This is a genomic window from Catenulispora sp. GP43, from assembly GCF_041260665.1.
Lineage (GTDB): Bacteria > Actinomycetota > Actinomycetes > Streptomycetales > Catenulisporaceae > Catenulispora.
Genome location: NZ_JBGCCT010000004.1, coordinates 88,647 through 110,459, shown reverse-complemented (window position 1 = coordinate 110,459; position 21,813 = coordinate 88,647). Strand labels below are relative to the sequence as shown.

General features: G+C 73.1%; 3 protein-coding genes. All 3 read left to right on the top strand.

What is annotated here, in order from left to right; genetic code table 11:
• The first annotated feature begins 351 nt into the window (after positions 1-351).
• Positions 352-1,560, top strand: a complete 1,209-nt coding sequence (locus tag ABH926_RS10630; protein ID WP_370365262.1) for a cytochrome P450 — start codon at positions 352-354, stop codon at positions 1,558-1,560.
• Between the two features lie 103 nt (positions 1,561-1,663).
• On the top strand, positions 1,664-2,989 hold the full coding sequence (locus ABH926_RS10625) for a serine hydrolase domain-containing protein (protein ID WP_370365261.1): 1,326 nt from the start codon (positions 1,664-1,666) through the stop codon (positions 2,987-2,989).
• Between the two features lie 217 nt (positions 2,990-3,206).
• Positions 3,207-21,812: a non-ribosomal peptide synthase/polyketide synthase gene (locus tag ABH926_RS10620; RefSeq protein ID WP_370365260.1), complete on the top strand. Its 18,606-nt coding sequence runs from the start codon at positions 3,207-3,209 to the stop codon at positions 21,810-21,812.
• The last annotated feature ends 1 nt before the right edge of the window (position 21,813 follow it).

Below are 21,813 nucleotides of genomic sequence, written 5' to 3'. Positions count from 1 at the left end.
ACAGTTCTCCCCGCGGCGTCTGTCGTGCATCGTCCGCGGTACGGGCCCCGCTGTATGGATCACTGAAAGGAATGCCTATGCCGGGTTGGTCCGCTGTGCGGGCCCGAACGTGGAGCTAAGGCCGACTGTGGGAGTCCATCCCCTCTACAGTATACGGCTTTTTACTTCGCTGTACACCGCAGTTATAAGACTCGGCTGACAACTGGTTGTTCGTATCCGATCACCCCTGGCCGGTGGTCGGCTGCGGATGTTTGTCGCCGCGCCCGTGGCCCCGTCGCTGCGTGCTGCCGTGTTTCCGTCATCCCCGCCTGGGCTTCGCCATGCCTGCGCGCCGTGACCCAAGGAGCGAATGTGACCGCCCAACCAGTGCATGTTCCGACGATCCCGTTGGAGGAGATCCCCGAGCGTTGGCGCGCCCTGCGCGCGGCCGGCCCGGTGTGCCACGACGAGGCTCTGGGCGTGTGGCGCGTCTCCGACTACGACACCGCCGCCGCCGTGCTGGCCGATCCGAAGACCTTCTCCTCCGACCTGTCCTCCCTGGCCCCCACCCAGGAGGACTTCGAGACCTTCACGCAGGGCAACTTCGTCGGCATGGACCCGCCGGAGCACCGCCGGCTCCGCGCGCTGGTCAGCCAGGCGTTCACGCCGCGGGTCGTGCAAGGGCTCGCGCCGCGCATCGAGGCGCTGGTCGCGCAGCTGCTGGACGCGGTCGCCGACCAGGACCGGTTCGACCTCGTGGAGTCGCTGGCCTACCCGCTGCCCATCATCGTCATCGCCGAACTGCTCGGCATCCCCGCCGAGGAGCACCTGCTGTTCCAGGAGTGGGCCAGCGTCCTGTTCAGCGGCGACCAGCTCGGCGAGGCGCCCGACGCCGCCGATCTGGAGCGGGCGCTGGAGGCCATCGCCCCAACGGTCCGGGAGATGAACGGGTACATGCTCGAGCACATCCGCACCCGCCGGGCGCATCCCGGGGACGACCTCACCAGCCGGCTGATCGCCGCCGAGGTGGACGGCGTCGGGCTGCGGGACCAGCAGATGGTCGGGTTCGTCGCGCTGCTGCTGGTGGCCGGGCACGTCACCACGACCGCGCTGCTCGGCAACGCCATCGTCACCTTCGACCGGCAGCCCGGGACGAACGAGGCGCTGCGCGCCGATCCGGGTCTGCTGCCCGGCGCGATCGAGGAGGTGCTGCGCTGGCTTCCGCCCTTCCCCGAACTCGGGCGCCGCGTCGCCCGGCCGGTGGTGCTCGGCGGTCACGAACTGCCGGTCGACAGCATGCTGATGACCCACCTCGGGGCCGCCAACCGCGATCCGGCGCACTTCGGCGCGCCCGACGTCTTCGACGTCACCCGCAGTCCCAACCCGCACCTGACCTTCGGCCACGGCATCCACTTCTGCTTCGGCGCGCCGCTGGCCCGGCTCGAGGCGCGGATCGCGCTGCTCGCGCTGCAGGAGCGGTACCGGACCCTGACGATCCCGTCCTACGAAGACGTCACGTATCAGAACCCTGCTGTTCTGCTCGGCGTGCGCCGGCTGCCGGTCGAGGTCGCCAGGATGTAGACACAGCACCGTCGCGCCCGCGCCGTGCTCGCCGGCCGTCGGCGCCGAACCCGCGCATGAGAACCAGCCAGCTGATACCCATGTCAACGGGAGTGCTTTCCTCATGAACCCCACACACACGCCGTTCCTGCTGCGCCAAGAACTGCAGCAAAGCCTGGACACCCTCGCGCGCGCCCACAAGGTGCCCGGTGCCCAACTGGTGGTCGACACCGGCTCGGAGATCGTCGCCGTGCACACCGGTACTGCTGATGTCGCCACGGGCACCCCCCTCACCGCGGACACCGCGGTCCCTCTGGGATCGCTGACCAAGCCCTGTACGGCCGCGCTCGTGCTGCTCCTGGCCGACGACGGCGACCTGGATCTGGACGACTCGGCCGCCGAGTACCTCCCGGAGCTCCGGGACGTCCCCGCCGTGACGATCCGCCACCTGCTCAGCCATACCGGCGGTCTGCCGACCGGACCCGACTCCGACACCGCCGGACGGACTACCTCAGCCCGCTACCTCACCTCTGTGTGCACCGCGCGCGATCTGCTGTTCACGCCCGGGACCGACTTCTCCTACTCCAACGCGGGCTATGTCGCCGCCGGACGGCTCGCCGAGACGGTGACCGGAATGCCGTGGCACGAAGCCGTCGGTGCACTGCTCCTCGAACCTATGGGGATAACGCCTGCGTTCCTCGGTGTGGCTGCCAGGCGTCCCGTGGCAGCCGGGCACGGCTTCAACATCGCGACGGGCCGGACCCGTCCGGTTCAACAGAATCTGGCCGCGCTGGAGGCTCCGGCCGGCGCGCTGCTCGCGAGCGCCATCGACCTCGGCGTTCTGGGTCGTGCTGTGGCTGGGCAAAGCCTATGCCTGCCCTCTGCGATCGTCAAGAATATGAGGGGCGCGGAGCCCGGCGCCGAACCCGGTGCGCTCGCGGACGGCTGGGGGCTGGGCCTGGCCCTGTTCGAGCAGGGCGACCAGACGTGGTGCGGCCACGACGGCAACGCCCAGGGCACCTCATGCCACCTGCGCTTCGAGCCGGACAGCGGCGTGGTGGTCGCCTTCACGGGCAACGCCGGCGCCGGCACTGCGCTGTGGCAAGACCTGTCCGAGGAACTGGCCCGAATAACCGGGATGGCGGTGCCGGCCGGGATGGCGCCGTCGGACGCGGGCGACCCGGTGGCATTGCCCGACTGCGCGGGCACCTACGCCAACGGTGGCACCCGGTACCGCATCGCGCTCCAGCCCGATGGGTCCCCGACGCTGTCCATCGACGGAGACCTGGCGCTGCCGCTGCTGTGCTACGCCGACCTGTCCTGCGATCTGGTCGACCCGGCCACCGGCCGCAGGCAGCCCGGCGGGCGGTTCCACCGCGACCCGGACACCGGTGTCATCGACCGGGTGCAGATATCGGGGCGCACCGCGCGCCGCACCACCTTCGCCTGAGCCCGCACTGCCACCCGACTTGCACGCAACTGCCGCATCACTGGGTAACCGCACTGCCGCATCACTGCGCGACCGCACTGCCGCATCACTGCGCGACCGCGCTGCCGCGCTGCCGCGCCGTCGCGCCACCGCACTGCCACACCACCGCGCCGCCCGAACCGCCGCCGCAGGTCGGGAGGCGCCTGCCGCCTTGCTCCGCTCCGGAAGGACATCGATCATGGCCGACCACTCCACAGCCGCCTCCAGCGGGCCGCAGGCGTACCCGACGCTCGGTGGGCTGTTCGCCGCGTGGGTGGCCCGCACACCGCACGCGCCCGTGCTCAGCGACGGCCGGCGCACCTGGACGTACCGGGAGCTGGCGGCCCGGGTCGACGGGCTGGCCGGCCACCTGGTGCGACGCGGTGCGGCGCCGGAGCGGACGGTGGCGCTGGTCCTGCCGCGTTCGATGGAGCTGATCGCGGCGGAGTTGGCCGTCGCGCGGGCCGGCGCGGCCTTCCTTCCGGTGGACCCCTCCTACCCGGCCGAGCGGCGGGTGATGATGCTCGCCGACGCGGCACCCGCGGTGACCCTCGACGATCTGGCCGGTCTTCGAGCCCTGATGGACAGTGCTGCCGAGGAAGTGGCCGAGGAAGTGGCCGAGGAAGCGGCCGAGGCGCCGGCCCCGGCGGTCGGCCCCGACCACACCGCATACGTGATCTACACATCGGGCTCCACCGGGACGCCGAAGGGCGTGGCGGTCACCCACCGCGGGATCGGCGCGTTCACCGATGCCGCCATCGAGCGCTACGCGGTCCGGCCGGGCGATCGGGTGCTGCAGTTCTCCTCGCCCAGCTTCGACGCCTCGGTGCTGGAGCTGTTCATCTCCGTCCTGGCCGGCGCCACGCTCGTGGTACCGCCGAACGGTCCCTGGCTGGGGGAGGAACTCGCGGCCGTCCTGGACGAACACCGCATCACCCACGCCCTGATCCCGCCGGCGGCCCTGGCCACCGTCCCGTCCTCGGCGGCGGCCGCGCTGCGGGGATTCAGCACCCTGATCGTCGGCGCGGAAGCCTGTCCGGCGGCGCTCGTCGACCGCTGGGCGCCGGGCCGGCGCATGATCAACTCCTACGGTCCCACCGAGGCCACCATCGTGGCCACCTGGACCGGGCCGCTGTCGGCCGACACCGGGACGCCGACGATCGGCGGCGCGCTGCCCCGCACCGCCGTGCACGTCCTCGACCCGGCGATGCGGCCCCAGCCGCCGGGCTCGGCCGGCGAGCTGTACATCGGCGGCGACGGCGTCGCGCGCGGCTACCTGAACCGCGGCGGCCTGACCGCCGCGCGGTTCGTCGCAGACCCCTTCGGCGCGCCGGGCGCCCGGCTCTACCGCACCGGTGACCGGGTGCGCTGGAGAGCCGACGGGGAGCTGGAATTCCTCGGGCGCGTGGACCGGCAGGTGAAGCTCCGCGGTTTCCGGATCGAACCGGGGGAGATCGAGGCGGCCCTGCGCCGGCAGGCCGGGGTCGGCGAGGCCGTGGTCGTGCTCCGCGAGGACGAGCCGGGCGCGGAACGTCTGGTCGGTTACGTGACCCCCGCCGAAGCCGGCCGGGCACCGGACCCGGCGGCGCTGCGCGCGGCGGTGGCCGCCGAGCTGCCGGCGCACCTGGTGCCCTCCGCCGTCGTCGTCCTTCAGGCGATGCCGCTCACTGCGCAGAACAAGATTGATATGCGGGCCTTGCCGGCCCCGGTCCGGCAGAGCGCCGCCGCCGGCGAGTCGCAGGCGCCGCTGACCCCGCAGGAGCGCAGCCTCGCCGCGATCTGGGCGCAGGTCCTGGGCCTGGACGCGGTCGGGCGGACGGACGACTTCTTCGACCTCGGCGGGGATTCGATCTTGGCCACCCGGATGCTGGCCCGGCTCCGGGACGAGACGGGCCATCGGCTCGCCGTCCGGGACGTCTTCACCGCGCGCTCCGTCGCGGCCCTGGCCCCCATGCTGGACGCCCGTGCCGACGCCGGGCACACCGCCGCGCCGCCGGAGCCGATCCCGCCCGCCCCGCGCGAGGCGGATCTCCCGCTGTCCAACGCGCAGCGGCGGCTGTGGTTCCTGGACGATCTGACCGTCGGCGGAAACGAGTACAACACCGGCTTCGTCCTGCGGCTGCTCGGGACACCGGATCCCGAGGCGCTGCGCCGTGCCCTGCACCGGCTCGCCGCCCGGCACGACTCGCTGCGCACCACGTTCGCCACGGTCGAGGGACGGGGCGTCCAGCGGATCGCCGCCGACGCCTTCGTGCCGCTGGAGATCTCCGACCTGTCCGACGTCGCCGCCGACCGGCGCGCCGAGGCGGCCGAGAAGCTGCTGACCGAAGACCTGAGCCGCCCCTACGACCTGGCGACCGGTCCGCTCGCCCGGGCGCTGCTGGTCCGGCTCGACGCGGACGAGCACCTGCTGTTGGTGGGACAGCACCACATCACCACCGACGGTTGGTCCGTCGGCGTGCTGACTCGCGAGCTGGCGGCGCTCTACCACGGCGAGGTCACCGGTGAGGCGGACGGCCTGGCCGCTCCGGCTTTGCAGTACCCGGACTTCGCGGTGTGGGAACAGCGAAGGCTCGCCACCGGAGCCGAGTCCGCCGACGCCGACGCCGATGTCACAGACCTGGCCTACTGGAAGCGCAGCCTGTCCGGGTTGCAGCACCTGGCGCTGCCCACCGACAGGTCCCGGCCGCCGGTACGCACCACGGCCGGCGCGGCGCACCGGCATCCCCTCCCGGCGGAGTTGGTCGCCCGGCTGCGGAACCTCGCCGGCGGACGCGACACGACCGTCTTCACCTTGTTCGCGGCGGCGTCGGCCCTGCTCTTCCATCGCTACTCCGGCCAGAACGACGTGGCGTTCGGCACCGTCACCAGCGGGCGCGAGCGCCGGGAGCTGGAAGAGGTGGTGGGCTTCTTCGCCAACACCGTCGTGCTGCGGGCCGATGTGGACGAGACGGTCACCGTGGACCGGTTCGTCGAGGACATGCGCGCCACCGTGCTGGACGCCTTCGCGCACGCCGGGGTGCCGTTCGACCGGGTGGTCGAGGAACTGGCGCCGCCGCGGGACCCCAGCCGCACCCCGCTGGTGCAGGCGCTCGTCGTGCAGCAGCAGGCGGCCGCCGACCTCCCGGCCGCCGGCGGTCTGCGCTGGGAGGACCACCCGCTGCCCCGCCCGGCGGCCCGCTTCGACCTGGTCCTGGAGTTCGCGCCGGACGCGCGGGGCGGCTGCGTGCTGACCGTCGAGTACAACACCGACTTGTTCGACGCCCAGACCGTGACCCGGATGTCCGACCACCTGCACCGCCTGCTGGCGGAGATGGCGGACGGCCCGCAGCGCCGGCTCGCGGAGCTGCCCCTGATGGCGGAACCGGAGCAGCGCGCGCTGCTCGACGCCTGGAACCCGCCGGCGCCCGGCGAGGGCGACCTGGTCGGCAGCGTTCTGCCGGACCTGTTCCAGGAGCAGGTGCTACGGACCCCCGACCGGACCGCCGTCGTCTGCGGCTCGCTGCGGCGGGACTACGCGGAGGTGAACCGGCGCGCCAACCGGCTGGCCCGGTTGCTCGTCGCGCGCGGCGCCGGTCCGGAGAAGCTGGTCGCGCTCTGCCTTCCGCGTTCCGCAGAGCTGCCCTCGGCTCTGTGGGCGGTGTTGAAGGCGGGCGCGGCCTACCTGCCGATCGATCCGGCGTATCCGGTCGAGCGGGTCCGTCTCATGCTTCAGGACGCTGATCCGGCCCTGGTGATCGCCACCCGGGAGACCGCGGACGCGCTGCCCGAGGGCTGGGATCCGCTGATCCTGCCTGACACTTCGTTGAATGACAGCACCCTGACCGACGGCGACCAGACCAGCGACGCCGACCTGCTCGAAGCCGACCTTACCGACGCCGACCGGCTCCGGCCGCTGATGCCCGACCACCCCGCCTACGTCATCTACACCTCGGGCTCGACCGGGCGTCCCAAGGGCGTGGTGGTCACCCATCGCAGCGTCGTCGCGCTCGCCGCCTGGGTCCGGGAGCGCTTCGGCCTCCACGACCTGGACCAGGTGATCGCCTCCACCTCGCTCAACTTCGACGTGTCGGTCTTCGAACTGGTCTGCCCCCTGCTGGCCGGCGGCGGCCTCGAAATCGTCGCCGACCTGCCGGCGCTCGCCGACGCGCCGGATCCGCGCCGGGTCGGGCTGATCAGCGGTGTGCCCTCGGTCGTCTCCCACCTCGTCGCCGGGGGGACCGCGCCGGTCGGTGCCGACACCGTGGTGCTGGCCGGCGAGGCCCTGTCCGCCCAGGTCGTGCGGGACGTGCGGACCGCGATGCCCGGCTCCCGGGTCGCCAACTTCTACGGGCCCTCCGAGGCCACCGTGTACGCCACCGCCTGGTTCGCCGAGGACGGGCCGTCCGGGCAGGCGCCGCCGATCGGCGTGCCGGTGGCGCGGACCCGCGCCTACGTCCTGGACCGGGCACTGCGCCCGCAGCCCCCGGGGGTGGAGGGCGAGTTGTATCTCGGTGGCGGCGGCCTGGCGCGCGGCTACCTCGGCCAGCCCGGATTGACCGCTTCCCGCTTCGTCGCAGACCCCTTCGGGGTGCCGGGGGAGCGCATGTACCGCACCGGGGATCTGGTGCGCTGGAGCGCCGAGCGCGGTCTGGAGTACATCGGCCGGCTCGATCAGCAGGTCAAGGTCCGGGGGTTCCGGATCGAGCTCGGCGAGGTCGAGGAGGCGCTGCGCGGCTGCCGGGGCGTGGGCGAGGCGGCGGCCGCCGTCTCCCAGCGCGACGGGGACCGGCGTCTGATCGGCTACGTCGTCGCCGTCCCGGACGGCTCCGCCGAGCCCGAGCCGGAGGCCGTGCGGCGAGAGCTCGGTCTGACCCTGCCCGGGTACCTGGTGCCGTCGGCCGTCGTGGTGCTGCCGGCGCTGCCGCTCAATCCCAACGGCAAGCTCGACCGCGACCGGCTGCCCGATCCGGGTCCTGCCGCGCACACCGTGCGCCACGTCCCGCCCCGCACCGCCACCGAGCGCGCCTTCGCCGCCATCTGGGCGGACATCCTGAAGGTCGAGCCGGTCGGCGCGGACGACAACTTCTTCCAGCTCGGCGGCGACTCCATCCTCAGCATCCAGGTGGTGGCCCGCGCCCGGCAGGAAGGTCTGTCGGTGACCTCCCGGGACGTCTACCGCTGCCAGACCGTCGCCGCCCTCGCCCGCTGCGCGGACACTGCCGGCCGCGCGCGGACCGCGGCACCCGCCGCGCCGGAGGCCATCGGAGACAGCCCTCTGACACCGATCCAGCGCTGGTGGTTCGACAGCGCCGCGGGACGAGCCGGCCACTTCGCCCAGGCGTTGTCCCTCCAGGTGCCCGATGACGTGGACACCGAGGCGCTCGAGAACGCGCTGAACGACCTGGCGGCCCACCACGACGCGTTGCGCTCGGTCTTCCCGGCCGACGCGGGCGCCGGTGCCGACGCCGCCGCCGGGCAAGCGCGGTGGCGCATTGAGGACCAGCAGCCCCGAATACGCCTGACCCGGCATGCCGGTCCCGACACCGACACCCCCCACTTCGGGCCCTTCGATCTGAGCCACGGCCCGCTGCTGCGCGCGGTCCTTCACGACCGCGGACCCGGCCGGCCGCCGGTCCTGCACCTAGCTGTGCACCATTTGGTGGTCGACGGAGTCTCCTGGCGGGTGCTGCTGGAAGACCTCGACCGGGCCTACCGGGGCGCGACGCTGCCAACCAAGTCCTCGCCGCTTCGGCAGTGGGCACAAAGGCTTGACGCGCTTGCCGCCGAAGGTGGTTTCGACGAGGAGATCGAGTACTGGTCGCGCGCGATACCGGACTCCGCGGACCCGCTTCCGGCTGATCTGGACGGCGCCGACACCTACGCCTCGGTCGCCTCGGTCACCACGCGCCTGAGCCCCGAGGACACCGCCCTGCTGCTGCGGACCCTGCCCGACACCTACCGAACTCAGGCCAACGACGTGCTGCTGAGCGCGCTGGGCCGGGTGCTGTGCGCCTGGAGCGGCCAGGACCAGGTGCTGGTCGACATCGAAGGGCACGGCCGTGAAGAGCTCTTCGCAGACCTCGATATCAGCCGCACCCTCGGCTGGTTCACCACCCGGCATCCCGTCGCCCTCGCCGTGCCGGCGCATGCCGACTGGGACACGGTCCTGAAGCAGGTCAAGGAGCAACTGCGTGCCGTCCCCCGGCACGGCATCGGCCACGACGTCCTCGACGGGCTTGGCCGGCTCAAGAAGACCCGTCCCGCCGCCGAGGTCAGCTTCAACTACCTGGGGCGCATGGCGTTCCCGCACGACCCGGACAGCCTGTACCGCGCCACCTTCCGGTCGCTCGAGCTGGACGTCGATCCGCTGACCGCGCGCCCGCACGCCCTGGAGATCGTCGGGCAGCTGGACGGCGACGTGCTGGAGTTCACCTGGTTCTACAGCGACCAGCGGCACCACAGGGCCACCGTCGAGACCTTGGCATCAGGGTTCGCCGACGCCCTGGCCGGTCTGGCCCGGCACGCGGCGCAGCCCGGCGCCGGCGGACGCACCCCGTCCGACTTCCCGCTGGCCCGCCTCGACCAGGCCGCCGTGGACCGGATCGCCGACGGCGATCCCGGCGAGGTGGAGGACGTCCTGCCGCTGACGCCGACCCAGGCCGGCATGCTCTTCCACAGCCTGTCCCACCACGACAGCGCCGCCTACTTCCAGCAACTGACGTTCGTGCTGGACGGCGTGCCCGACCCGGACAAGCTGGCCGCGTCCTGGCAGCACGTGACCGACCGGACCGCGGTGCTGCGCGGCCGGGTCGTGTGGCAGGACGTGCCCGAGCCGCTGCTGGTGATCCAGCGCCGCGCCCAGGTGCCGGTGACCCGGCTGGACTGGCGCGCGCTGACGCCGGACGAGCGCGGCGGCCGGCTGGACGACCTGCTGAGCCTGGACCGCACCACCGGCATCGATCTGGCCAAGGCGCCGCTCCAGCGGCTGACACTCGCCCGGATCAGCGACACCGGCGTGCGCGTGGTGTGGTCCTTCCACCACCTGGTCCTGGACGGCTGGAGCCTGTTCCAGGTGCTGACGGACGTCTTCGCCCGCCACGCCGAGCTGTCCGGATTCGCTCCGGAGCCGCAGACCGTGCCGGACCGTCCTCCCTACCGCGACTACGTGGCCTGGCTGCGCGAGCGCGACTGGGCCCAGGCCGAGCGGCACTGGCGTGCCCGCCTCGGTGCTCTGACCGAGGCCACGCCGCTGCCCTGGGACCGCGAACCGCGCGAGAGCCACCGCGCGGAGTCCAGCCACTCGATCCAGATGACCGTGCCCGCGGACACCACACGAGCCCTGGAGAGCTTCGCGAAATCCTCCGGTCTCACCATCAATACCCTGGTTCAGGGCGCCTGGGCGCTGCTGCTGGGCCGCCAGGCCGGACGGCGCGAGGTCGTGTTCGGCACCACGGTGTCCGGCCGCCCGCCGGAGCTCCCCGGCTCCGAGGCGATGACCGGGCTGTTCATCGCCACCCTGCCGACCTGCGCCACCGTACCGGCCGCCGGCACTCTGCTGGACTGGCTGCGCCGGCTGCAGCAGGACCAGAGCGAGGACCGGCGGTTCGACTACGTCCCGCTGACCCGGATGCGGTCGTTCACCGAGCTGCCGGAGCGCGCCGAGCTGTTCGGCAGCATCGTCGTCTTCGAGAACTACCCGGTGGACGACGACCTCGCCGCCGCGCACGGCCTGCGCCTGAGTGGTCTGGACGGCGCCGAGACCACCAACTACCCGCTCACCCTGGTCGCCTATCCGGGCCCCGAGCTGGGCCTGCGGCTGTGCTACGACCCGGAGCTGTTCGACGCCGGCACCGCGCGGCGGATGGCCGAGTACCTCAGGGTCCTGCTCCAGGGCATGCCCGAGGGTGCGCGGCGCGCGCCGTCCCGGCTGCCGCTGCTGACCGCCGAGCGGCGCGCGCAGGTGCTCGACGTCTGGAACGACACCGCGGCCGAACTGCCCGCCGGCAGCGTCGCAGAACTCTTCGCCGAGCAGGTGCGCCGCACGCCGGACACGGTAGCCCTGGACGCCGGCGACGAGCAGCTCAGCTACCGTGAACTGGACGCGCGGGCGGCCGCACTGGCCGATCGGCTGGCCGCGCGCGGAGTCGGGGTCGAGCGTCCGGTCGGCGTGCTGATGAACCGTTCGGTGTGGCTGATCGTCGCGCAGCTGGCCCTGGTGCGGCTCGGCGGGATCTACGTGCCGCTGGACGGCCGGGCGCCGCAGGAGCGGCTGCGCACGATGCTGGCCAAGGCCGGCGCCGAGCTGGTGCTCACCGACGCCGAATGGGAGCGGATCGCGGGCGAGCTGACCTCCGCTGACAGTGTCCTGCGACTGGACGCGGCCGACGACCAGCCGTTGCCGACCGGCGCAGCCGTGGCCACGACGCCGATCCCGACCGTCGATCCCGACAACATCCAGTACCTGATGTTCACCTCCGGCTCGACCGGCAACCCCAAGGGTGTCGCGGTCCGCCAGCGCGACGTCGTCGCCCTTGCCTTCGACCGCGCCTTCGACGAGCACGACCGGGTCCTTGTGCACTCCCCGCACGCGTTCGACGCGTCCACCTACGAGGTCTGGACCCCGCTGCTGCGCGGCGGCACCGCCGTCCTGGCCCCGCCGGAAGACCTGGACGCGGCCGGGGTCCGCCGTGCCATCACCGAGCGGGGCGTCCGCTTCCTGTTCCTGACCATCGGCCTGTTCCGCCTGCTCGCGCAGGAGGACCCGGGCTGCTTCCGCGGTGCGCGCGAGGTGTGGACCGGCGGCGAGGCGGTGCCGGGCGCGGTGGTCGGCCGGGTCCTGGCGGCCTGCCCCGAGCTCACCGCGATCGCCGTCTACGGCCCGACCGAGACCACCACCTTCGCCACCCGGCGGATCTTCCACGCCGGCGACCCGCTGTTCGCCGTGCTGCCCATCGGGCGCCCGCTCGACAACACCCGGGTGTACGTGCTCGACGAGGCCCTGCAGCCGCAGCCGCCCGGCATCGCCGGCGAGCTGTACATCGCCGGCGCCGGGCTGGCTCGGGGCTATGCGGGGCGGCCCGCGGAGACCGCCGTGCGCTACCTCGCCGACCCCTTCGGGGTGCCGGGGAGCCGGATGTACCGCACCGGCGACGTCGTCCGCTGGAGCCAGGACGGCTACCTGGACTTCGTCGGCCGGGTGGACGACCAGATCAAGATCCGCGGTTTCCGTGTCGAGCCCGCCGAGATCGAGGCGCGGCTGCGGGTCCATCCAGCTGTCGCCGAGGCGGTCGTGTCGCTGTACGAGGACGCCGGGCGCAAGCGGCTGGCCGCCCACCTTGTGCCGGCCGACGGCGCCGAGGTGCCCTCGGCCACCGAGCTGCGGGCGCATCTGGAAGCGGATCTGCCGGACTACATGGTGCCGGCCGCGTTCGTCGCGGTGCCGCAGCTGCCGCTGACCGCCAACGGCAAGGTCGACCGGCGGCGGCTGCCCGCGCCGGATTGGGCGGCGGGCAGCGGCGACACCGCCTACCGCGCCCCGGGCACCGAGACCGAGACGGTGCTCGCCGCGATCTGGGCCGACCTGCTCGGGGTGGACCGGGTCGGCGCCGACGACAACTTCTTCATGCTGGGCGGCGACTCGATCCTGAGCATCCAGGTCGTCTCTCGCGCGCGCAGCGCCGGGCTCGCGCTGTCCCCGCGCGACCTGTTCCGGCATCCCACCATCGCCGCGCTGGCCACCGCCGCGACCGACACCGCCCGGACCGTCGCCGGGACCGAGCCGGTGAGCGGGGATGTCGGGCTGACCCCGATCCAGTCCTGGTTCCTCGACCCGCGTCCGGCGCAGGCCGCGTTCTTCAACCAGTCGGTCGTGTTGCAGGCCCCTGATGTGGTCGATCCGGACGCCCTACGTCGCGCCCTGAAAGCCTTGTGGGCGCACCACGACGCGCTGCGGTGCCAGTTCGTCATCGGTGAAGACGGCGCCTGGCATCAGTTCTGCACGCCTTCGCAGGACCCTGCTCCCGACCTGCTGGAGGTCTGCGACTTCAGCGCCGAGGAGCAGGCGACGGCGGCGGCGCACGCCGGTTTCGACCTGGCCTGCGGCCCGCTGCTCACCGCCCGCCTGTTCACCGGCGGCGACCAGCCGGCCCGGCTGCTTCTGGTCGTGCACCACCTGGTGATCGACGGGGTTTCCTGGCGGGTCCTTTTGGAGGACCTGGAAACCGCCTACCGCCAGGCCCTGGCCGGCCGCACGCTTCGCCTGCCCGAGCGCACCACCTCCGTCCAGGAATGGACGCGGCGGCTGCGCGCCCACACCGAGACTGGTGGGTTCGCTGACCAGCGAGCCCACTGGCGGCAAGTCGCAGAACACTGCGCGACGCCGTTCCCGATGGACGTCGGCGGCGGCAACACCGCCGCCGACGTCCGGGCCGTCACGGTCCGTCTGGACCGTGCGCGCACCGACGAGCTGCTGCGCAAGGTTCCCGGCGTCTACCGCACCCGGATCGACGACGTGCTGCTCGCCGCCCTCGGCCGGGTGCTCGGGGAATGGGCCGGGCGGGACACCGTCGCGATCGACCTGGAGGGGCACGGCCGCGAGGACCAGCTCTTCGAGGACGTCGACCTCTCGCGCACCCTCGGCTGGTTCACCACCTGCTTCCCGATCGCCCTCCAGGTCCCCGACGGGGACTGGGGTACCGTGCTGAAGTCCGTGAAGGAGCAGCTGCGGGCGGTGCCCGACCGAGGGCTCGGCTACGGCGCGCTGCGGTACATCGCCCGCGACGAACAGCTCGCGGGCGTGCCCGACCCCGGCGTCAGCTTCAACTACCTGGGCCGGTTCGACTGGTCGGCGGACGACGCCGTCCTGGTCCGCGCCGTCCCCGGCGGCCTCGGCGGCGCGGAGGACCCCGACACGGCGCGCGCGCACCTGCTGGACGTCGTCGCCCGTGTCGAGGACGACACCTTGGAGATCAGCTGGCACTACAGCGTCGGCCGGCACTCCGAGCAGACCGTCACCGCTTTGGCGCAGAACATGCTGCGTGCTCTGGAGGGCATCGTCGAGCACTGTGACAGCCCGGGCGCCGGTGGACGCACCCCCTCGGACTTCCCGCTGGCGCGCCTGGACCAGGCCGCCGTGGACCGGATCGTCGGTGACGGCCGCGCCGTGGCCGACCTTTACCCGCTGACGCCGATGCAGGCCGGCATGCTCTTCCACGGCCTGCTCGAACCGGACAGCAGCACCTATCTCAACCAGGTCCAACTGGTGCTCTCCGGGGTCACCGACGTCGATGCGCTGGCCGAGGCGTGGCAACGTGCCGCGGACGCCAACCCGATTCTGCGTACCCGGCTGAGCTGGCAGGACAGCGCCGAGCCGGTCCAGGTCGTGCAGCAGCGGGCTGTCATCCCGGTGACCCGCCACGACTGGACCGGGCAGCCGGCCGACCGGATCGAGCAGCAGACCGCCCGGCTGCTCGACGCGGACCGGGCTGCCGGTTTCGACCTGAGCGTGGCGCCGCTGATGCGGCTGGCGCTCATCCGCCTCTCGCCGACCCGGGTGCGGATGGTGTGGACCTTCCACCACGTCCTGCTCGACGGCTGGAGCGCGGCCCAGCTCTTCGACGAGGTCTGCGAACGGTACGCCGCTCTCTCCTCCGGACGCCGGCCGCAGTTGCCCGAGCGCGCGCCCTTCGGCGACTACCTGCGCTGGCTGGCCGGGCAGGACTCCGCCAGGGCCGAGCGGTACTGGCGCGAGGCCCTCGCCGGGTTCCCCGCCCCCACCGAACTGCCCCGGGACCGGCGTCCCGCCGAAGCGCACCCGGCCAGCTCCTCCGAGTCGGTGAAGGTGATCCTCGACGGCGGCGTGTCAGCGCGGCTGCGCGAGACGGCGCAGGCCGCGGGGCTCACCGTCAACACCGTCATGCAGGGCGCCTGGGCGCTGCTGCTGTCCCGCTACGGCGGCGGGGACGACGTGGTGTTCGGCACGATCGTCTCCGGCCGGCCCGCCGACCTGGCCGGGGTGACCTCGATGGTCGGGCTGTTCATCAACACCCTGCCGACCCGGGTGCGGATCGACGGCCGCCGGCCGGTGCGGGAGTGGCTGCGCGAGGTGCAGGCCGTCCAGTCCGAGGACCGGCGCCACGAGTTCGTCTCGCTGGCGCAGCTTCAGACCTGGAGCGAGGTGCCCGGCGGGACATCGCTGTTCGACAGCATCCTGGTTTTCGAGAACTATCCGTTCGACGCCGACGCGGCATCCCGCCACGGCCTGGCCGTCGAATCCGAGCGGGACGTCGAGCCGACCAACTACGCGCTCAGCGTGGTGGTGGAGCCCGGCGAAGCCCTGGCCGTCAACCTCGACTACGACCCCGCCGCCTTCGACGCGGCGACCGTCGAAGGGCTCGGAGCGAGTCTGGAGACGCTGCTCACGGCGCTGGCGGAGGACCTGGACCGCCCGCTCGCCGACCTGCCGCTGCTGGCGGCGGACCGGGGCCGCGAACTGCTCGGCCGGTTCGGCGGGACGGTCGCCGAGGCACCGGCGCGCACCCTGCCCGAGGTCTTCGCGCGCCAGGCCGCCCTCACGCCCGAGGCGCCCGCGGTCCGGTTCGCAGACAGAGTCCTTACTTACCGAGAGCTCGACGAGCGATCCAACCGGCTGGCCCGGCTGCTGATCGAAGCCGGAGCCGGACCCGAGCGCTTCGTCGCCTTGGCGTTGCCGCGCACCGCCGATCTGATCGTCGCGCTGATCGCGGTCCTCAAGAGCGGTGCCGCCTACCTTCCGGTGGATCCGGGATATCCGGCCGAACGCATCGCCTTCCTGTTCGCGGACGTGCGGCCGGACGCCGTGATCACCACGACCGGGACCGCGGACCGGCTGCCGGAGGGCGCGGTCACCCGGATCGTGCTGGACGACATGGACGATCCCGCCTGCGCCGAGCGGCTGGCCGCCGCGGACACCGGCGCACTCGCCGACCGCGAGCGTCGCAGTGCCCTGCTGCCGCAGCACCCCGCCTATGTCATCCACACCTCGGGCTCGACCGGACGCCCCAAGGGTGTCGTGGTCGCCCAGAACTCGGTCCTGGCCCTCGTCGACTGGGCCGTGGCCGAGTTCGCCGGCCGCGGGCTGGAGCACGTCGTGGCGTCCACGTCGCTGAACTTCGACGTGTCGGTGTTCGAGATCTTCTCGCCGTTGCTGTCCGGCGGCTGCGTGGAGGTCGTGCACGACGTGCTGGCCCTGGCCGATCGGACCGAGCCGTGGCGCGCCGGCCTGCTCAGCGCGGTGCCCTCGGCGCTGGGACGGCTGCTAGCTGAGGATGTCGTGCACGTCGGCGCCGACACTGTGGTGCTCGCGGGCGAGGCACTGCCGGCGCGGACCGTGCGCCAGGTGCGCGCGGCGGTGCCCGGCTGCCGGGTCATGAACATCTACGGCCCGACCGAGGCCACCGTCTACGCCGCCGCTTTCCTGTGCGACCCCGACGACCCCGACCGCGAGCCGCCGATCGGCCGACCGGTGGGCGGCACGCGGGCGTACGTGCTCGACGACCGGATGCGTCCGGTCCCCGTCGGCGCGCCGGGGGAGCTGTACCTGGCCGGTACCGGTGTCGCGCGCGGCTATCTGCGGCGTCCCGGACTGACCGCGTCCCGCTTCCTGCCCGATCCCTTCGGCCCGGCTGGCCGGCGCATGTACCGCACCGGCGACCTGGTGCGCTGGAGTGCCGAAGGCGACCTGATCTACCTCGGCCGCACCGACGACCAGGTGAAGGTGCGCGGGTTCCGGATCGAACTCGGCGAGGTCGAGGCCGCGCTGGCCCGCCATCCGGCGGTGGCGGCGGCCGCGGCGCGGGTGGTGGACCACGACGGCCACAAGCGTCTGGTGGGCTATGCGGTGCCGCGCCCGGACGCCGAGCTGCCGGAGGCCGCCGACTGGCGTGCGTTCCTGTCCCGCGGGCTGCCGGACCATCTGGTACCGGCCCTCGTGGTACCGCTGGCGCGGCTGCCGCTCGGCGCGACCGGCAAGCTGGACCGGCGGGCGCTGCCCGAGCCGGTGTGGTCCGTCCCCGCCGCGCGCGGCGACCGGGCGCCGGGCACCGAGGCCGAGAAGACCCTCGCCGCGATCTGGTCCGAGGTGCTCGGCGTGCCCGAGGTCCGGGCCGACGACAACTACTTCGCGCTCGGCGGCGACTCGATCCTGGGCATCCAGCTGGTCTCGGCCGCCCGCCGGGCAGGGCTCGCCCTGACTCCCCGGCACCTGTTCACGCACCAGACCCTGGCCGAGCTCGCGCTGGCCGCCGAGCAGGCCCCGAGCGCGCAGATCACAGCGGAGCAGGGCGCGGTGGTCGGCGACGTGCCGCTGACTCCGGTGCAGCATTGGATGTTCCGGACCCTCGGCGCCGACGCGCGGTTCACCCAGGCGATCTCCTACGAGCTCGCGCCCGATGTCGAAGAGTCGGCGCTGCGTGCCGCGCTGAGCGCGGTCCTGGAGCAGCATGACGCGCTGCGCCAGCGGTACGAACCGGCCGGGCCCGGGCAGTGGCGGCAGTACGGCACCGCGCCCGATGGCACGGTGGATCTGATGGTTCGTGATCAGGAAGCTGATATCGAGGAGCTGGTCGAGGAGCTGACCGAGGGGCTCATCGACGGTTTCGATCTGGCCGCCGGACCGCTGCTCCGGGCCGCGCTGTGCCGCTTCGGCGGCGAGCGTCGCCCGCTCCTGGTGCTGGCCGCGCACCACCTCGTGGTGGACGCGGTGTCCTGGCGCCTGATCCTGGAAGACTTCGAATCGGCCTATGAGGCCCTGCGCGCGGGAGAGCCCGTCGCCCTCGGACCGAAGAGCACTTCGTTCCGCACCTGGGCCCGGCGGCTCGCTGAGCACACGGAGGCCGGCGGCTTCGACGACGAGTTCGCCTACTGGCGCGATCTCGCCGCCCCGGCTCCGGTGCCGACCGATCTGGACGGCGCCAACACCGCCGCCACCGAGCAGACCCTCACCGTCGGCCTGGACGACGAGGAGACCCGCGCGCTGCTCCAGGACGTGCCGGAGGTCTACCTCACCCGGATCAACGACGTCCTGCTCTGCGCGCTGGGCCGGGTTCTGGCCCGCTGGACCGGCCGCGACCGGGTGACCGTGGCGCTGGAGGCGCACGGCCGCGAGGAGTTGCTCGACGGCGTCGATCTGACCCGCACCGTCGGCTGGTTCACCGCGATGTACCCGGTGGCCCTGGACGTCCCGGGCGACGCCGACACCGCCACCGCGCTCAAGGCGGTCAAGGAGAACCTGCGGGCCGTCCCGCGCGGCGGACTCGGCTACGGTGCCCTGCGCTACCTGCGCTCCGACAGCATCGTGCAATTGCCGGACCTGCCCCGGATCAGCTTCAACTACCTCGGTCGGCAAGACCCGCGGGAAAACCAGGGCGCGCTGACCGGCGGCATGGACCGCACGGCCGAGCGGCCGTTCCTGCTCGACGTCCTCGGGACGGTGAGCGACGGGCGGCTGGACTTCACCTGGTCGTACTCCTCCGAGGTCCACCGGCACGACACCGTCGCCCGGTTGGCGGCCGAGCTCGCCGAGGAACTGCGGGCGATCATCCGGCACTGCGCCGAGCCCGGCGCGGGCGGCCGCACCCCGTCCGACTTCCCGCTGGCGTCCCTGGACCAGGCGGCGGTCGACCGGCTGGTCGGCACCGGGGCGGGCGTCGCAGACGTCTACCCCCTGACGCCGACGCAGACCGGCATGGTCGTGCACGGTTTGGACGAGGCCGAACACGGCTTGTACATCGAGCAGATCACCTTCGTGCTGGACGGTGCCCGCGACCTCGATGTGCTGGCCGCCGCCTGGCAGCACGTGGTCGACCGCACCCCGGTGCTGCGCACCGCCGTGGCGCTGCATGGCATGCCGATCCCGGTGCAGGTGGTGCACCAGGACGTGACGCTGCCAGTCACGGAGCACGACTGGAGCGCTCTGTCCGCCGAGCAGCGCGCCGCGGAGCTGGAGCGTGTGCTCGGCGAACAGCGCAGCCGCCCGATGCCCCTGGATCAGGCCCCGTTGATGCGGCTGGCCCTGATCCGGCTCGGACCGGACGCGGTGCGCGTGGCGTGGACCTTCCATCACGTCCTGCTGGACGGCTGGAGCGTCTTCCACGTCCTGGCCGACGTCCTGGCCGCGCACGCCGCGCTCGTCCGCGGCGAGCAGCCGGACCTGCCCGAGCGCCGGCCCTTCGCGGACTACGCCGCCTGGCTCGCCGGCCTGGACGGCGCCGGAGCGACCGACCACTGGCGGGCCGTCCTGGCCGATCTCACCGCACCCACCGCGCTGCCCTACGACCGCAGGCCCGCCCCGACCGCGACCGCGCGCTCCGGAACCTGGCTCTCGCAGCGGCTCGACCCGGCCGCGACCAGCCGGCTCCAGGAATTCGCCCGCCGGCACCACCTCACGCTCAACTCCCTGATACAGGGTGCGTGGGCGCTGCTCCTGTCGCGGTGGAGCGGCCAGTCGCAGGTGTGCTTCGGCACCACCGTCTCCGGGCGGCCCGCCGACCTGGCCGGCGCCGACACCATCGTCGGGCTGTTCATCACGACCCTGCCGGCCCGCGTCCGGGTGGACGGCGGCGCCGAAAGCGGCGCCTGGCTGCGCGCGATGCAGCAGGCGCAGGCCGAGGACCGCCGGTACGACCACGTGCCGCTGTCCGAGCTGCGCCGGCTGTGCGACCTGCCGCCCGGCACGTCGATGTTCGACAGCCTGGTCGTCTTCGAGAACTACCCGGTCGGCGACGCCACCGCCGGGGCGCACGGTCTGCTGCTGCGGGAGCTGGACGCCCGGGAGGCCACCAACTACCCGCTCACCGTCGTCGTCTCACCGGACGAGCGACTCAGTGTGGAACTCGGCTACGACCCGAGGTACTTCGACGCGGGCACCGCCGCATCGATGGCCGACCAGCTGCTGCACACCCTGTCCGCCCTGGCCGCCTCGGACGGCGCCGTCCGGCTGGACGACATCGACGTGCTGCCGGACGCCGAGCGCGCCCGCCTGCTGCGCGGCCCCGCTCGTCCGCTGCTCGGCCCGGTCGCCCCGGCCACGCTGCCCGCGCTCGTCGAGGCCGCCGTGGACCGGCATCCGGACGCCCCGGCGCTCGGCGCCGACCGCCGGGAGCTGACGTTCGCCGAGGTCGAGGCGCTCGCCAACCGGCTGGCGCACCGGCTCATCGCGCGCGGCGCCGGCCCCGGCGACGTCGTCGCCCTGCTGCTGCCGCGCTCGGCGGACATGGTGCTGGCCGAGCTGGCGGTCACGAAGGCCGGCGCCGCCTTCCTGCCGGTCGATCCCGGCTATCCGGACGAGCGGGTCGAGATGATGCTGCGGGACGCGGCCCCGGCGCTCACCCTGGAAGCCAAGGAGATCGCCGACCTGCTGGCCGCGCCGTCCGACGGGGCACGCGGCCACCGGCCGACCGACGCCGACCGGATCCGGCCGCTGGACCTGGACGACCCGGCGTACGTCATCTACACCTCCGGTTCCACCGGGACGCCGAAGGGCGTTGTGGTCACCCACCGCGGCATCGCCGGGTTCGCCGCCGCCGAAGCAGAGCACTACCAGGTAGCACCCGGCGACCGGGTGTTGGCCTTCGCCACACCGAGTTTCGACGCCTCAGTGCTCGAACTGTGTATGTCCCTGCCCTACGGCGCGCGCCTGGTGGTGCCTGCCCCCGGTCCGCTGCTCGGCGACGAGCTGGCCCGGGTGCTCCGCGAGGAGCGGATCACCCACACCCTGCTGCCGCCGGCGGCGCTGTCCACGCTGCCCGCTGACACCCCCGGCAGCCTGCCCGATATGAAGACCCTGATCGTCGGTGCCGAGGCGTGCGGCGCGGACCTCGTCGCGCGCTGGGCGCCGCACCACCGGATGGTCAACTCCTACGGCCCCACCGAGGCCACCGTGGTCGCCACCTGGTCCGCGCCGCTGGAGCCGGACGGCTCCGCGCCGCCGATCGGCCGCGCGCTGCCCGGCTTCGGCGTCTACGTCCTGGACGCCCGGCTCAGGCCGGTCGCCGGCGGCGTGCCCGGCGACCTGTGGCTGAGCGGACCGGCGCTGGCGCGCGGCTACCTGGGCCGGCCCGGGCTGACCGCGTCGCGGTTCGTCGCGGACCCTTTCGGCCCGCCCGGCACCCGGATGTACCGCACCGGCGACCTGGTGCGCCGCGACCGCAAGGGCGAGCTGCACTACCTGGGCCGCACCGACCACCAGCTCAAGCTGCGCGGCCACCGGATCGAGGCCGGCGAGGTCGAGGCTGCGCTGGTGCGCCACCCGGCGGTGCTGGACGCCGTGGTCAGCGTGCGGGAGGACGAGCCGGGACGGCCGCGCCTGGTCGCGCACCTGCGCACCGAGCCCGGCGCCGCGGCACCGGCCGGCATCGAGCTGCGCGCGCTGCTCGCGCGCTCGCTGCCGGGGTACATGGTCCCCTCGGCGTTCGCGGTCCTGGACCGCTTCCCGCTCACCGAGAGCGGCAAGACCGACCGGGCCGCGCTGCCCGCGCCACCGGAGGAACAGGAGAGCACCGATCAGGTGGCCCCCCGCACCCCCGCCGAGGAGGTGCTGGCCGAGATCTGGACGCAGAGCCTTGAGACGTCGGTCGGCGTCGAGGACGACTACTTCCTGCTCGGCGGGGACTCCATGCGCGCGCTGCTCATCGCCTCCCGCGCCAACGACGCCTTCGACGTCTCGCTGACCCCCAGGGACGTCATGGTCTCCCGCACCATCGCCGCCCTGGCGGAGCTGGTGCAGGAAATGGTGCTCAGCGAACTCGAAGCAGCCGCGTACGGCGGTACCGACGATGACGAACGGTGAG

Bases quoted from the DNA above. Each gene is read 5' to 3' on its own strand.
- ABH926_RS10625 (WP_370365261.1), top strand. From the start codon at position 1,664: ATGAACCCCACACACACGCCGTTCCTGCTGCGCCAAGAACTGCAGCAA.
- ABH926_RS10620 (WP_370365260.1), top strand. From the start codon at position 3,207: ATGGCCGACCACTCCACAGCCGCCTCCAGCGGGCCGCAGGCGTACCCG.